12 protein-coding genes are annotated in these 14,669 nt (G+C 55.5%); 7 read left to right on the top strand and 5 right to left on the bottom strand.

Annotated elements, in window-relative coordinates:
• From KHU33_RS23260 to KHU33_RS23245, 4 genes are all read left to right on the top strand, one after another.
• Positions 1-1,511: S9 family peptidase (locus tag KHU33_RS23260; protein ID WP_211467394.1), on the top strand; the 1,511-nt coding region annotated here is incomplete at its 5' end.
• A 338-nt stretch (positions 1,512-1,849) separates the two neighbouring features.
• Entirely contained in the window at positions 1,850-2,830 is a 981-nt protein-coding gene (locus KHU33_RS23255; RefSeq protein WP_211467392.1) for a LacI family DNA-binding transcriptional regulator, read from the top strand.
• Between the two features lie 12 nt (positions 2,831-2,842).
• The gene (locus KHU33_RS23250) at positions 2,843-4,087 is read left to right on the top strand and encodes an AGE family epimerase/isomerase (RefSeq protein ID WP_211467390.1); all 1,245 of its coding nucleotides are present in this window, start codon (positions 2,843-2,845) and stop codon (positions 4,085-4,087) included.
• Complete coding sequence (locus KHU33_RS23245) at positions 4,084-4,221, top strand: hypothetical protein (RefSeq protein WP_211467388.1); 138 nt, start codon at positions 4,084-4,086, stop codon at positions 4,219-4,221. The genes KHU33_RS23250 and KHU33_RS23245 overlap by 4 nt, the downstream gene beginning before the upstream one ends.
• 49 nt (positions 4,222-4,270) lie before the next feature.
• Here the strand turns inward: KHU33_RS23245 and KHU33_RS23235 are convergent, their stop codons facing one another.
• Together KHU33_RS23235 and KHU33_RS23230 are read right to left on the bottom strand one after the other, a co-directional pair.
• Complete coding sequence (locus tag KHU33_RS23235; RefSeq protein ID WP_230414507.1) at positions 4,271-4,702, bottom strand: GNAT family N-acetyltransferase; 432 nt, start codon at positions 4,700-4,702, stop codon at positions 4,271-4,273.
• Positions 4,703-4,849: 147 nt separating this feature from the next.
• On the bottom strand, positions 4,850-6,130 hold the full coding sequence (locus tag KHU33_RS23230; protein WP_211467385.1) for a dicarboxylate/amino acid:cation symporter: 1,281 nt from the start codon (positions 6,128-6,130) through the stop codon (positions 4,850-4,852).
• Between the two features lie 610 nt (positions 6,131-6,740).
• On the opposite strand from KHU33_RS23230, the gene KHU33_RS23225 reads away from it, so the two are divergent.
• Positions 6,741-7,958, top strand: a complete 1,218-nt coding sequence (locus tag KHU33_RS23225; RefSeq protein WP_230414506.1) for an ABC transporter substrate-binding protein — start codon at positions 6,741-6,743, stop codon at positions 7,956-7,958.
• A 104-nt stretch (positions 7,959-8,062) separates the two neighbouring features.
• Here the strand turns inward: KHU33_RS23225 and KHU33_RS23220 are convergent, their stop codons facing one another.
• Entirely contained in the window at positions 8,063-8,473 is a 411-nt protein-coding gene (locus KHU33_RS23220; RefSeq protein ID WP_211467383.1) for a histidine kinase, read from the bottom strand.
• A gap of 58 nt (positions 8,474-8,531) precedes the next feature.
• On the bottom strand, positions 8,532-9,215 hold the full coding sequence (locus KHU33_RS23215; RefSeq protein ID WP_211467396.1) for a COG4705 family protein: 684 nt from the start codon (positions 9,213-9,215) through the stop codon (positions 8,532-8,534).
• A gap of 408 nt (positions 9,216-9,623) precedes the next feature.
• On the opposite strand from KHU33_RS23215, the gene KHU33_RS23210 reads away from it, so the two are divergent.
• Positions 9,624-12,479: a TonB-dependent receptor gene (locus KHU33_RS23210; protein ID WP_211467381.1), complete on the top strand. Its 2,856-nt coding sequence runs from the start codon at positions 9,624-9,626 to the stop codon at positions 12,477-12,479.
• 28 nt (positions 12,480-12,507) lie between these two features.
• The gene (locus KHU33_RS23205) at positions 12,508-13,569 is read left to right on the top strand and encodes a YncE family protein (protein WP_211467380.1); all 1,062 of its coding nucleotides are present in this window, start codon (positions 12,508-12,510) and stop codon (positions 13,567-13,569) included.
• Between the two features lie 102 nt (positions 13,570-13,671).
• On the opposite strand, the gene KHU33_RS23200 is transcribed toward KHU33_RS23205, so the two are convergent.
• The gene (locus tag KHU33_RS23200) at positions 13,672-14,535 is read right to left on the bottom strand and encodes an alpha/beta hydrolase (RefSeq protein ID WP_211467378.1); all 864 of its coding nucleotides are present in this window, start codon (positions 14,533-14,535) and stop codon (positions 13,672-13,674) included.
• Between the last annotated feature and the right edge of the window lie 134 nt (positions 14,536-14,669).

The following is a 14,669-nucleotide window of genomic DNA, read 5'->3' as shown; positions in this document are numbered from 1 at the left end:
CAAAAGTGCGCGCCCAGATTATCGACGACCTGGAAGACAACCAGGATGAAATCCTGGTCAGCCACAACAAGCGCGATCCGGAAGTGTTCGATGTGTATCGCGTCAACGTCAAGAGCGGCGCGGAAAAACTGGTGGCGCAAAATCCCGGCACCATCCAGTCCTGGATTACCGACCACGACGGCAAGGTGCGGGCCGCAACCACTTCCGATGGCGTCAATACCAGCTTGCTGTATCGCGCCACCGAAAGCGCACCGTTCAAGACCGTGCTGACGACTTCCTTCAAGGATTCGGTAAATCCGCTGTTCTTCACCTTCGACAACAAGAAACTCTACGTATCGTCGAATCTCGGGCGCGATAAGCAGGCGATAGTGATACTCGATCCTGAAACGGCCAAGGAAGAACAGGTTCTGTATGAAAATCCCGAGGTCGACGTCGACGGGCTTTCTTACTCGAAAAAACGCAAAGTGCTGACCGACATCAGTTACACTACCTGGAAAACCCAGTATAAATTCCTCGACCCGCAAAGCGAAGCTCTGCATAAAACCTTGCAGGAAAAACTGCCCGGCTATGAAGTCGTCACGCAGTCGCACACCAAGGATGAATCGAAGTGGATCGTCGCCGCCTACAATGACAGAACCCAAGGCAGCCGCTATCTGTTCGACAGCAAACCCGGCACGCTGACCAAACTGGCCGATATCAATCCGGCCATCGCCGAACAAGACATGGCGGTGATGAAGCCGGTGCAATACAAGGCGCGCGACGGCTTGCTCATCAATGGTTACCTGACGCTGCCGCTTGGCAAGGATCCGAAGAACCTGCCGGTGATCGTCAACCCGCACGGCGGCCCGTGGGTGCGCGATGCCTGGGGTTACAACGCCGAAGTGCAATTGCTGGCAAACCGCGGCTACGCCGTGCTGCAAATGAACTACCGTGGTTCGACCGGCTACGGCCGGCAGTTCTGGGAAGCTTCGTTCAAGCAATGGGGCAAGACCATGCAGGACGACATCACCGACGGCGTGCAGTGGCTGGTCGATCAGGGCATCGCCGATCCCAAGCGGGTGGCGATCTACGGCGGCTCCTACGGCGGTTATGCGACGCTGGCCGGAGTCACCTTCACGCCTGATCTGTATGCGGCGGCGGTCGATTATGTCGGCGTCTCCAATATGTTCACCTTCATGAAAACCATCCCGCCGTACTGGAAACCCTTCCTCGACCAGATGCACGAAATGGTCGGCGATCCGCTCAAGGACAAGGATTTGCTGACGGCGGTCTCGCCAGCCTTGCACACCGACCGCATCAAGACGCCGTTATTCGTAGCGCAAGGCGCCAACGATCCGCGCGTCAATAAAGCGGAGTCGGACCAGATCGTCGAAAACCTGCGCAAGCGCGGCGTGCCGGTCGAATACATGGTGAAGGATAACGAAGGCCACGGCTTCCACAACGAAGAAAATCGCTTTGATTTTTATACCGCGATGGAAGGATTTTTAGCCAAGCACCTGACGCCGCGATAAAAAGTCGGATTGCCTGGTATGGCGGGCCATCGGAAACGGTGGTCCGCCATTTTTGTTTCCGGCTGCTGGCGAGTCTGGCTTTCGATACTGTTTCTCCGCAAATCAGCATCCCGGACTTGTGGGCAAACAAAAGTTTAGTATGTTTATTAAACAAATATATAAGACACATCATCAATAAATCCTTATATAACAATGTGTTATGACAATTCATTTTAAGGATTATTTGTGAATTCAGATTTTTTACTATACATTACTATCCAATTAAAACAATCCTGGGCAGCCGCAAACAGCGGCATCCTCCCAAGGCAAATGCATGCGCTGGCATGCAGAAGGAGACCATGAGACCAACGATTCGGGATATCGCGTCGGCCGCCAACGTATCCATCGGCACCGTATCGCGCGCCTTGAAAAAGCAGCCCGGCCTGACCGAACAAACGCGCATCCATGTACAAAAAATTGCGACCCAGCTTGGCTACAACGAGTCCAATCTGCGCCAGGGTAGAATCCGCCGCCTGACTTTCCTGCTGCATCGCCAGCACAACAATTTCGTCGCCAGTCCGTTTTTCTCGCATGTGCTGCACGGCGTGGAAACCGCCTGCCGCGAGCGCAGCATCGTGCCGACCGTGTTGTCGGTCGGCCCCGCCGACAATGTGATGGAACAGATCCGGCTGCACGAACCCGACGCGCTGGCAGTAGCAGGTTTCATGGAACCGGAGGTATTGGAATTGCTGGGCCGGACCGGCAAGCCGGTGGTGCTGATCGACTTGTGGGCGCCCGGCTTTCGCTCCATCAATTCAGACAATCTGGGCGGTGCGCTGGCCGCTACCCGCCATCTGATCGAGCTTGGCCGCCAGCGGCTGGCGTTCATCAGCGGTCCGCTGTCGCACTACAGTATTGCGCAACGCGCGCTGGGATATCGCCAGGCGCTGTTCGAAGCCGGCCGCTTATTCGATCCGCGCCTGGAAATCACCCTGCAATCTGGTCCGGAACTCCATCTGCACGCCGCCGCGGCAATGCAAAACCTGCTGCAATCAGACTCGCCGCCCGATGCCGTATTTTGCTATAACGACGCTACCGCGCTGGCCGTCATGAGCGTGTGCCAGGCGCGCGGCTTGCGGATTCCTGAAGATATCGCCATCGTCGGCTTCGACAACATCGATGCCGCCAGCAACTCCACGCCGCCGTTGACCACGCTTGCGGTAGACAAGGAAGCCTTGGGCCAGATGGGCATCAAGCTATTGCTGGACGACGCTCTGGCACAACCCGAAGTGATGCTGCCGGTGGAACTGATCCAGCGCGCCAGCACGCTTGGCAACTGATCCGCTATCGCCATGAACATGCACGAACCGAACGCAATGCCTCTGAACGCAATCCCTAGAGCCGAATTTCGCAATCCCTCGTTTCTGTTGCAGCACATCCGCGACACCATGCGCTTCTACCATCCGGCGGCGCTCGATCCCTCCGGCGGCTTCTATCATTTCTTCAAAGATGATGGCAGCGTATACGACAGCGAAACCCGGCATCTGGTCAGCAGCACCCGCTTCATCTTCAACTACGCCATGGCTTACCGCCGGTTCGGCGACGCTACTTATCTGGATGCATTGAAACACGGACTAAGGTTCCTGCGCGAAGTGCACTGGGATCCGCTGCACAAAGGCTACGACTGGACCTTATCGTGGGAAGACGGCCGCAAGCAGGTGCTGGATCCGACCCGCCATTGCTACGGCCTGGCGTTCGTCTTGCTGGCTTATGCACACGCCTTGATGGCGGGCGTAACCAGCGCCAAAGAAGATTTATATCAAACCTACGATTTGCTCGAACAGCATTTTTGGGAAGCGCACGCCGGCTTGTATGCCGATGAAGCCAGCGCCGATTGGCAGCTGCAAAGTTATCGCGGCCAGAACGCCAACATGCACATGACCGAAGCGCTGCTAGCGGCCTATGAAGCCAGCGGCGATCCGATGTTTCTGGATCGCGCCGAAATAGTGGCGCAACACGTCACCATGCGCCAGGCGGCGCTGAGCAATAATCTGATCTGGGAACACTACCATCAGGACTGGTCCCCGGACTGGAACTACAACAAGGAAGACAGCAGCAATATTTTCCGCCCCTGGGGTTTCCAGCCCGGTCATCACACCGAGTGGGCCAAATTACTGCTGATCCTGGAACGGCACCGGCCGCAAGACTGGATGCTGCCACGCGCCATCGAACTGTTCGACGCCGGGCTCGATGCAGCCTGGGATATCGAATGCGGCGGCATCTATTACGGCTTTGCGCCGGATGGCGTGATCTGCGACCAGGACAAATATTTCTGGGTACAGGCTGAAAGTTTTGCCGCCGCCGCCCTGCTCGCCAAACGCACCGGCAAGGAACGTTTCTGGGACTGGTATGAGCAGATCTGGCAATACAGCTGGCAACACTTTGTCGATCATCAATACGGCGCCTGGTACCGCATCCTGACGCGCGACAACCGCAAGTACGGCGATGAAAAAAGCCCCGCCGGAAAGACCGACTATCACACCATGGGCGCTTGTTATGAAGTCCTGAGCATCTTGTCAGAGCAGCGCCGGCCATGAACGCCGTCGCTGCCCGCTGTTGCCTCAGAAAATTGCTAGGGCGCTGGGAAAGCCGCTTCGTTGTGGGCGGTAAGCGCCGCCAGATGTACACCGGCAAACAGCTGGCGTCGTCGATGATGCGCAATGTGCCGTAAGCATGCGCGACAGCGTAACTCCAAGTTGGCACTACCTTGCCGGCGCCGGTCAGGCTCCAGCCACATACGCATTCGGCGCATAACGCTCCATCAGCGCTTGCGGCCTGGACGGCGCCGCGAAGCCGAACTTGGCGTACAGGCCGTGCGCAGTGCTGGTCGCCAGCATGAAGCGCCTCAGCCCCTGCAAGTTCGGATGTTCCATGACGGCTGCCATGAGTTCGGCGCTATAACCTTTGCCACGATGTTCGGCAAGCACGAAGACATCGACCAGGTAGGCAAACGTCGAATAATCGGTGATAACGCGCGCATAAGCTACTTGCGCCGCACCGGCAAACAGGCCGAAATTCAGAGAGTGACGGATCGATTTTTCAACCGTCGCGAGCGGGATTCCACGCGCCCATGCCGATTCTTCAGACAGGAAGCGATGAATCAGGGGAATATCCAATTCAGCCGGTTCGGTGGTGATGCGCAGTTTCTCCATCAAGATCTCTTTCTGGTTATTTACAGAACAATGCATGCCAGTGAATTAGCATACTCCCGAATGAAAAACAGCGCCTTGGCGGCGCTGTCTCTCTCGTCTTATTTTTCAGATCTTGTTTTTCAAATCTGATGTTTCAAATCCTACTTCTCAGGCATTACTTCCGAGGGCGTTATTTTCGAGCGTTTGCCGGGCAACGTCTTGATCCAGCTCGCCCTCCCATTTTGCGATCACTGATGTCGCGATGCCGTTGCCGACCACGTTGGTGGCAGTACGCCCCATGTCGAGGAACTGATCGATGCCGATGATCAGCAGGATGCCGGCTTCCGGCAAATGGAACATCGGCAGGATGGCTGCCACCACCACCAGCGAACCGCGCGGCACGCCGGCCATGCCCTTGCTGCTGATCATCAGCACCAGCAGCATGGTGAGTTGCTGCGCAAACGACATTTCGATGTTGTAGGCCTGGGCCACGAACAAAGCGGCAAACGCCTGGTACATCATCGAACCATCGAGATTGAAGGAATAACCGAGCGGCAGTACGAAGCCGGTGATCTTGTTGTTGACGCCGAATGCTTCCAGCTGCTCCATGGTCTTCGGATAAGCCGCTTCGCTGCTGGCGGTAGAAAACGCCAGCATGATCGGCTCTTTCAACAAGCGCAATAAAGTGAAGATCGAACCGCGCAAGAAGATATAACCGATGCCGATCAGCAGCGCCCACAACGTCGCCAGCCCGGCGTAGAAACCGCCGAGGAACTTAGCATAAGTCGTCAGCACGCCGAAACCCTGCACCGTGATGACGGCCGCAATCGCAGCAAACACGCCCAGCGGCGCAAAACGCATCACGTAATCGGTGACCTTCAGCATGACGTGCACCAAGCCGTCGATGGCGGTAGTCACTGCTTTTCCAGCTTCACCTTTGACAGACGCAAGGCCAAACCCGAAGAACAGCGAGAAAACCAGGATCTGCAGAATTTCGTTTTTCGCCATGGCGTCGACGAAACTGCTCGGGAACACGTGCGAGACAAAATCTTTCAGATTAAAACCGCTGGTATTGAGCTTGGTGTCGGCGCCCAGGGCCGGCAACGGCAAGTTGAGCGCATGGCCGACCTGGAGCACGTTGACAAACAACATGCCCAACGCCAAAGACAGCAAGGAAGCGATGACAAACCAGCCCAGGGCGCGGATGCCGATGCGGCCCACCGAGCTGCTGTCCTTCATGCCGGCAATGCCCGATACCAGCGTGCCGAACACCAAAGGCGCGATGATCATTTTGATCAGCCGCAAAAACACATCGGTGATGATGGAAAAGTAAGCGGCGATTTCCTTAGCTGCCGCTTCGTTCGGTGCGAGATTGTGGCAAATATAACCAACCACGATGCCCAGAACCATGCCGACCATGATCCACGTCGTTGCCTTAATTTTTCTCATTTACGTCTCCTGCCGTTATCCATACAAAAACTGTCGATCAAAAAATATTCCAAACCCTGGCTACCTTGGGCTGCACAGGATTAATTGCCTCTGCCTCCCAGGCGATTCATTCTGTTGTTTTTTTTGTGCTGATTTGCTCCGACCGGAGACACGTGAAGATCCATGCATGTGGAATTACAACATTGGCGGTGCAGTACGTCCGACATCGCAAAACAACCTTGTTAAGGCGACTACGTGAAATTTGCAAAAAAATAACGTTTTCCCTGCTCAAATAAAAAGGCCCTCATCGCTGCGGGCCTTTTAGATATTGGTGTTGGCGGCAGGACTCGAACTCGAACTCGCCACCGTAGATTGCAAGCCCGCGCCAAATCGCAAACGGATCAGCATGGTACATTAGAAAACGCCCCGCAATCAACAAAAAAGGGCGGCAAGCCAATGTCTGCGCGGCGCCTTGCAACGAGGCGCTCAGGCGTAGTTGTCGTTTTTTAAAACATCCATTGCTGCCAACACTGAATTTTCGATTTCAGCGCATCAAAATCCCGCGTTCTGCATCGCCCTCATGTATATTTCCAAAAAGAAATTAAAACAATGATTCATCAAGGAGATAGCGATGCAAAAACGTAGTATGTACGGCGTCATTTTTTGTCTGACAGCACTTGGCTTTAGCGCGAGTGCATTGGCCGAACTGCCCCCCATCAAAATCGGCGTCATCGGCCCCATCACCGGGCCATCGGAAGACATGGGGCAAAGCATGATCGGCGGCGCCAGGGTATTCCTGGCCGACATCAACCAGGTCGGCGGCGTCATGGGCCGACGCATCGAACTGGTCGAGCGCGACGACCATGCCAAGCCGGACATCGGCGCCGCCATGGCCAAGGAAATGATCGAGAAAGAAAAGGTGATCGCCGTAGTCGGTTTCGGCAATACCGGCGTCGCCCTGCCCGCCGCGAAAATCTTCCAGGAAGCCAAGATCCCCTTGATCGTAACCGGCGCCACCGGTGCCACGATCACCAAATCATTCATGCCGCCGGCCTATCCGGTCAACTATATATTCCGCACTTCCGCCAGCGACGCATTGCAACCGATCGTGATCCTCAATGATGTGATCGACCGCCGCAAGATCGACAAGATCGCGCTGCTGCATGATGACAGCCCCTACGGCCAGTTCGGCAGGCAAAGCATGCTGGCGGAACTGGAGCAGCGCAAGATCAAACCGGTGCTGGTGGAAAGTTTCAAGGTCGGCGATCAAGACATGACGGCGCAGCTGCAGCACGCCAAAGACAACGGCGCCCAAGCCATCGTGATGTACTGCCTCGCCTCCGAGGGCGCGATGGTGGTGAAGAGTTCGGAAAAACTGAAACTGAAACTGCCGATAGTCGGCCCCTGGACCTTGTCGCAACAGACCTTTATCGACAAGGCCGGCCAGGGAGCCGAAGGTGTGCGCAGCTCGGTGACGTTCATCGAAAACGAATTGAGTTCAGTCAGCAACCAGTTCTCGCTGACCTATCGAAATGTGAACAAGACCAACCATATTCCCTCCGCCGTAGCCGCTGCCCAAACCTACGATGCGCTGCGTTTGATTACGCTGGCGATATTCCAGGCCAACTCGACGGACGGTGCAAAGATCAAAGACGCGCTGGAGAATTTGCAGGTACACACCACGTCGACCGTCGTCTCGCGCTACTTCAAACCCTTCTCGCCGACCGACCATGAAGCGATCGCACTGAACATGATCGTCATGGGTGAGATCCGCAACGGCAAGGTGGCCTACGCCTATCGGGAAGATGCTAGCAGCGGATCGATTGCGCGGACCAAGAAGAGCCAATAAGCGAGATTGTCGGCGAGGGATCGTTAGCGTTACCAGTCCACAACAAACGCACATTAGAGGAACGCCGGCCGGGATCGGCAAGAATCGACAAAGATCAACTGAAATTACAGCTTCCCCGTTTGCTTGTCGATGATGGTCAGGAGTTCCGCCACTGCTTGCTTGCACGCAGCCGGATCGGGTTTGGTGGCGCGCAATGCCGCCAAGGCGCGGTCGATCGCTTTATCGACTACATGCCAATCCGCCGCCGATCGCGGTTTCAAACCGGCCTCGGCTTCGTCCCAACTGGTTTCGAGATCCTTGATCCGGTTTTTTGCCGCAGCCAGATCACCCTTCTCGATCAAGGCAGCAGTGTCTTGAGCAATCCGCCGGAACGCCGCCAGGTCCCCCAATTTTGAAGCCGGGGTTGCTGCTGCGGCGGACGCGATCAAGGAGCCCGACGGCGTGAATTGCGCGGCCCCAAAAAAAGCTACTGCCATCAGAGCGGCGAAGATTGAAGCTGATTTTAGTTTGTACATTTTTCTTACCTTTAAGAGAAGAATTAGTTTGATTTGACGGGATTGCGGTTGCAGAAAATCAGGAAGCAGGACGGCTCTTGCCTAAGCTCAAAATGAGTACAAAGATAGTGATGACGGTCAGGAATACGATGCTCGTATTTACTGTCCCCCATCCGACCCCGCCGTACTCAGGCGATTGCGACAGCAAGTCGCCAAGCGAGGCCCCCAATGGCCGGGTCAGAATGTAAGCCAGCCAAAAAGTCAGCACAAAAATGATGACGCCAAGCCGGAAGCCAAGACCCAGCGCTTCAGTCGCCAGATCGCCGGCCGCGGTGCCTAAAGCGAAAGTCAAAAGTATCGCGCCCCAATAGTAAAGTTCACGACGCCGGGTAACGATGGTCTGGATTGAAAGGGTATGTTCGTGCCGGTACCAAAGCGCAAACAGCGTAGCCAGCAACACGCTGAATACGGCTGTGCTGATATACAGACTGACCCCCAGGCCATCGGTCAGCGCGTCGGTTATCTGGGTCCCGACAACGCTCAGCAAGACGACTGTCAGCCAGTAAACCCAAGGCACATATTGTTTCAGGCGGAATTGCAACAGCAGTGCCAACGCCAAAAGAGTCGCCGTAATGCCACCGGTAATTGCAGTACCAAGTCCGGCGTGAACCGCAAGGTAGTCGGCGCCGGTCTCACCGACGGTGGTCGACAAGATCTTGATCACCCAGAAAGCGAGGACAACCTGTGGGACTTTGTTGCGCATGCAGGTAGCGCTTTCAGCACCAGGCTGGCCCGAACCGCGCCGTGCGGAGTGCTCGATAGAAGCATTAAGTGGTTGCATGTGTGAGCCTTTGGTTTATCGCATTGACACCACGTATTGTGATATCGCACCCTTAGCGCTCACTTAGGATTCGCCGGCCAATTTCATTGCGCCCGACAGAGCATGTCGAACCATTTTTCCAGCATTAGCACGGCTGCGCGCGGCCGCGAAAATATCAGGCAATACTTAGCCGATACTTAGCCGGCACTTGGCATCTCAACCTGTTGTCACACAACATCAAGCTGATCGGCAGTGTAATTATGCAGTAACAAAACAAGCGGATATTGCCCTCTTTCGCGACGAGGCTGCAACGCCAGCGTCGTCATTTTTTTATCAATTGAGGGATCGACAATGCTGCGTAAATCACGGGCGCGACAAGCACGCCTGCTGCTGGGAGTCACCACAAGTTTCGTTGTACAAGTTGCCATTGCGGCCGGTTCTGGCGGCTTGCAAGGGCATGTGCAATCAGAACAAGATCATCGGCCGTTAGCGAATGCGCGGGTTGAGATTCGCGAGACCGGTGCAACAACATCCACTTCCAGCGACGGTAGATTCACATTCAAGGATTTGCCGCCAGGCGATTACACGTTAGCAATCACGATCGGCAAGCAGGCCGCCGTAGAACAGACCGTTCACGTCGAAGATGGTGCGGTGACAACGCGCGACATTGCAGTGTCGAGCAACACCACTTCGCTTGCTTCCGTAACCGTCAATTCACGCCGCAATGACATCGCGCGCGCCAAGCAGGAGGTGGCGTCGAACATGATCAACGTCATGACTGCAGAAGAAATTCGCAAGCTGCCGGATGTCAACGCCGGCGAGGCGGTGCGCCGCGTTCCCGGCGTCTCGCTGGAAAGCGATACCGGCGAGGGACGCTTCGTGAATATCCGCGGACTGGATGCAGATCTTACCGGGACGACTTTCGGTGGCGTGCGTTTGCCGCCGACTAATACCGCGAGTCCGTTCGGCGGCGGCCGTGCAGTTGCTTTCGACTCCATTCCTGCGGGGATTATCGGTTCCATTGTGGTGACCAAGACCAACAAGCCCGAACAGGACGCGGAAGCCTTGGGCGGTACGGTAGAAATCACGCCGAAGTCGGTTCCACTTTCAGGCAAGCCTTTTATCGAAGCAAAACTTGGTAGCGGTATCGAGCCGTTGCGCAACACTGGAATCAAGGAGCTTGGGCTGACTTTCGGCGGCCGCTTTGGCGGTCCTGAAAATGCGCCTAAGGACGGTCAGCCGGTGGCCTATTCGGATCATCCATTCAGTTTCATCGGCACTCTGTCGTACTACGAAGACCGGCGCGGCGTCGACGATCTGGAAGCATCTTATGTCGACGGCCAGCCGGTTGTGCCGGATAAGGCTTTCGCCTCATTAGAACAACGTTATTACAACTATCATCGCAAGCGTCACGGCTATGGCGGCGAACTGGCGTATGAGCCGGATGCTGCAAACAAATGGTATGTCCGCTACTACGATGCCGGCTATACGGAAACAGTCAGCCGCAATCGCCTGCTGCTTAATTTCCCTGGCAATCCGACAGTCAATGCGGACGGCAGTTTTACCGAGCAAGGCGTCAGCTTCGACAAGACTTTGCGCGACGAAAAAGAAACCATCGACACCAAGGTATTCACGATTGGCGGCAAAAACGATCTTGGCGGCATGAAGATCGATTACTGGCTGGCGCATACCGTTGGCTCTTACGATAAGCCCTACGATTACAACTCCGATTTTTCCAATCCCGGCCCGTCGACCGTGACTTATAACAATACGGCAAGCTCGAATTATCCGACTTACAACATCGTCAGCGGCGGCAGCCCGCTCGACACTTCGGCCTATACGCTTACCGGCTTTAACAACGGCACCCAGCAGAACACCACACGCGAATGGTCGACTGCGGCCAACGTCACGATTCCAACCCACTTCACTGCCGCAGAAAATGAAGAAATAAAGTTCGGCGCCGGTGCGCGCCTGCGCAAGAACACGCAGTCGATCGGCGCCTCTACCTACTCTGCGGTGCCGGCCATTCCGCTGTCGCAAGCAGCAGGCGGATCGAGTGTCACCTATTACAACGATCATTATCAAAATGGTCCGCAAATCAATCAGGATCTGATCAGGAGCGCCTATCAAAGCGGTGTCGGCTTTGTGCAAAACACGCTCGCCGACGCGGCCACCGCAGCCCGTGGCGCTGCTGACAACAAGGAAAACGTCTACGCCTTGTACGGCCAATATCAATTCGGCTTCGGCAAGCTCGGCGTTCTGACCGGCTTGCGCGCAGAACTCACCCGGGCCACCTTCAGAGGCAACGCGGTTTCAACGCAAACGGATAGTTCAGGCAATACGATCTATCCAGTCCAGGCGGTTTCGGCGAACAGCAATTATTCGAATTTCTTCCCGTCGTTGCAGATGCGCTATGAGTTCGCACCGTCGCTGGTTGGCCGCGCGATCTACTCCAGCACGATTGCCCGGCCTGGCTTTAACCAGACCAGTGCCGCGATCAATATCAATCCGGGCGGAGATTTTGTATCGCAGGGGAATCCGGGCTTGAAACCGACCACGGCGGACAATATCGATCTGTCGATCGAGCACTACTTGTCGCAAGGCGGGATCGCATCGTTTGGCGTGTTCAACAAATCCCTCTCCAACTATGTGGTGAGCAAGGTCAGCACGCAAACCTTTCCTAACGATGGCTTGTTTGCAGGATTCACCGGCCCGGCCAAGGTTTTCACCTATGACAATGTCTCATCGGCCAGGGTGTATGGCACTGAACTCAACTACGAGCAACGGTTCCATGGGCTGCCTGGATTGTTGAGCGGCCTCGGTACTTCGTTTAACTGGACCTGGGTGCATTCACGGCTCGAAATTCGTCCTGGGGAATTCCAGTCCTTGCCTTCGACCTCGAAGAATACAGCCAACGCCACACTGTTTTACGAGCGCAATGGCGTCGACATGCGACTGGCTGCATACTACGTCGGCAGGAACCTGTTTGGCGTGGGAAGTTCTGCCGCCACCGATATCTATTCCGAGCCGCGCTTCTCCATGGACTTCGGCGCAAGTTACGCAATCAAGCAGAACTACTCGATTTATCTGAACGTGAAAAATCTGACCAACACCGCCTTGAAATTTACGGAAGGAACTGAAAACCGTCCGATTCAACGCGAAACGTATGGCAAGACGATTCAAATCGGCGTCACCGCCAGCTACTAAACCGTCATCACATCCACATTAAGAGCATATGAAAAATTTCAACTTCAGCAAATCGACGATGATTACGCTTGGCGCCCTGGCATTACTGCAAACCACCCTCCTCTCGTCAGCGCAAGCCTCGACAGCGGATAAATACGAGATAGTGTCGCGCTTTCCGGTAGCCGGAAACGAAGGCTGGGATTTCCTCGCCATCGATGGCAAACGCAATCATCTCTTCGTCAGCCGCTCTGATCATGTCCAGGTCATCGATACCAAGTCGGGGAAATTAGTGGCGAACATCACCGACACCGCCGGCGTTCATGGCGTCGCCATCGCCCAGGATCTCAATCTCGGCTTTACCAGCAATGGCAAATCGGACACCGTAACGGTGTTTGATCTCGATAGCCTGCAAACGTTAGACACCATCAAAACCACCGGCGCAGCACCCGACGTGATTTTTTACTACGCACCGCTGAAACGGGTCTACAGCTTCAACGGACATGGCGGCAACGTCAGCGTGATTGACGCTGTGAGCCGCAAGGTAATCGACACCATAGCAGTTGCCGGGCGCCCTGAATTCGCCGTCAGCGACAGTCAGGGACATATCTTTTTCAACGTCGAAGACAAGGGGGAAATTGCGGTGATTGATGCGCAATCCTCCAAAATCGTCAAGCGCTGGGCGATTGCTCCGTGCGATGAACCGAGCGGCCTGGCAATCGACGACAAGCAACACCGATTATTTTCAGTGTGCAGCAACAAGAAAATGATGGTGGTCGATTCCCTGTCCGGAAAAATCGTCACCACCGTGGACATCGGCGAGAGCCCGGATGCGGTTGCCTTTGATCCCGATTTGGGAATCGTATTGGTTTCCAATGGCGGCGGCACGTTGACCGTCGTGCATCAAGATACACCGGATCAGTACACGGTAAAGGCAAATCTCCCTACGCAAAAGGGAGCGAAGACGCTGGCATTCAATCCGGAAAACCATCAGGTCTATCTGGTGAGCGCCAAATTCGGCAAGCCGGCAGAACCTAGTAAAGAAGTTCCGCATCCGCGTGCCCCGGTGCTGCCGAATACTTTCAATGTGCTGGTAGCGGCGCCTAAAAATTAAGTGCGTAAGTAGGCGGCCCGGATCCACGGATCAAACCGATGGCAAGGTCTGCAGACCCGTGCAAAAAGGAAAACCGGCAGCCCGAAAACTCCCTGCCGCCACCTACAGTCTGCTGGCGGCGGGATTTACGGTCGCTCTGTTGAATTTCGCCGTCAGGAAGGCAGCGATGCGTTCCTGAGTTGCTTCGAGATAGGGGATGTTGTGATGGTCGGAGCCAGGGATGATTTCGTCCTGCGGCAGGTTCGTCAATTTGGCTACCAGCAAATCGGTGTGCGAGGCAGGCACCACGTCGTCAGATGCGGCACGGATGATAAACGTCGGTGCGGACAACAAAGGCGCGTGCTTGATTGAATCGAAGCGATGCTTGAGGACGAAGCCTGGCAGGGATGGGAAGCGGCGCTTGGCAAGGGCCAGCAGCGAGTCAAAGGGCGTGATCAGCACCACCGCTGCGACTGGCCGGCTAACGGCTATCTGTACTGCCACGCCGGAGCCAAGACTGCGCCCGACCACGGCGATTTGTCCAGCCATGATATGGCGATGCTCGGCAAACCAGTCGAACAGCATGTGCGCGTCTTCTATCATTTTCAGCTCACCCGGAATACCCTCCGAGTCCCCGTAGCCGCGGTAGTTAATGGCAAGGACTGTCATGTTGGGGAACATGCGCCACGCATCGCGCGCCACCCAGGAGACTTCCTCCGAGCGACCGCCAAAATATACTACGCCAGGATGAGGACCGGGCACGCGCGGCGTCAACAACCATCCCGAGAGGCGAGTGCCATCAATGCTGCGCAACACGATAAGTCGGGATCTGTGACCAACGCTGTGGGGATGTTCGACCTCTTTGTTTCGAACCGGTTTGAAAATCAGCTTGCGCTGGCTAACCGCGACTGCGGTGGTAAAAATCAGCCACCCGAGGGCGATGATGCCGCCCATGCCAGTCATTTTTTTGTACTTGATGCTGTTCATAAACCAATGCGACTGCGCGGGGCGCTACCCTATTCTGCGCACATCCCCCTCTTTGCATATTGTAATCCTTGAATCTGTTGTCGTCTCTGTAATTTTAGTCCCTCTGACCCCGTTATTCCCAAACAGAAAACCCC

Origin of the sequence: Collimonas silvisoli (assembly GCF_018305005.1) — a bacterium.
GTDB classification, from domain to species: domain Bacteria; phylum Pseudomonadota; class Gammaproteobacteria; order Burkholderiales; family Burkholderiaceae_D; genus Collimonas; species Collimonas silvisoli.
The sequence above is the reverse complement of the archived record's forward strand: the minus strand, read 5'-3'. Positions and strand labels throughout refer to the sequence as shown.